Source organism: Vibrio sp. 1402 (genome assembly GCF_033340275.1).
Window position 1 is genome coordinate 1 of the sequence record NZ_JAWOWE010000115.1, and the last position, 962, is coordinate 962.

The window sequence follows — 962 nt, forward strand, 5'->3', positions numbered from 1 at the left end:
TCGTTGCTAAAATGTTACTCGAACGCTAACTTGCTATGGTAACGTTAAGAGGACAGAAAATAATGAATAATGGCCAAAATGGAATTGAGTAAATAAAGTGACAAACTCTGATTACAGCGAATGGAAAAATGGCGCCGCACTGATCGTTAAGGAGTGGCAGCATGAAAGGAGCGACTTCAACCATTTGGATCAACGGCCACATAATTGGCACAGTCATCATCGAGGCCAGTTACTGTGTATAGATGAAGGGCTAATTCAGGTCAAAACCGATGAAGGAACGTGGATACTACCACCTCACCGAGCTGGTTGGATCCCCCCGGGTGCGATGCACAGTGTTTATTTTTGTGGTTCTCTGAAAGGTCGTTCATTACTGTTTACTCCAGAGAGTTGTGAGCGGTTTCCAATGAGACCTTGTGTTATCCAAATGAGCGATGTGTTGAAAGCCCTATTGGTTAGAGCATCGATATGGAGCAAAACAGACGATCTATCCATACAGTCTTTACGTATTCTTGCCGTAATATCCGATGAAATCGTCAATAGCCCTCATGAGTCACTCCACATCCCACTGCCCAGTGATCCGAGACTGCAAAAAGTTACTCAAGCAATTTTAATAGACCCAAACAGCAAGCATTCTGTGGAGCATTGGGCCAATATCGGGGCAGTCTCATCTCGGACGTTAAGACGATTGATTCGAAGTGAGTTAAACATGAGTTTTAGTGAATGGCGGCAACAAGTACTGCTAATACATTCATTAGAAATGATAGCTCGAGGGGAATCTGTAGGAGCGGTTGCACATGCTTTGGGTTATTCGACGCCCAGCAACTTTATCGCGATGTTTCGTCGGGTCTATGGCGATTCACCTACGCGTTACTTTTCTAATCGCGGAATATAATTTCCGTGCTTGCATGCTCATGATGTTCCCCTAATTATCTTTAATCAAAAAAGGTAAATATTGAAAAGAT

General features: G+C 43.3%; 1 protein-coding gene. It reads left to right on the forward strand.

Annotation, left to right across the window (positions count from 1 at the left end; translation table 11 throughout):
* Positions 1-97: 97 nt before the first annotated feature.
* Positions 98-892: an AraC family transcriptional regulator gene (locus R7044_RS24520; RefSeq protein ID WP_225455912.1), complete on the forward strand. Its 795-nt coding sequence runs from the start codon at positions 98-100 to the stop codon at positions 890-892.
* Positions 893-962 lie beyond the last annotated feature (70 nt).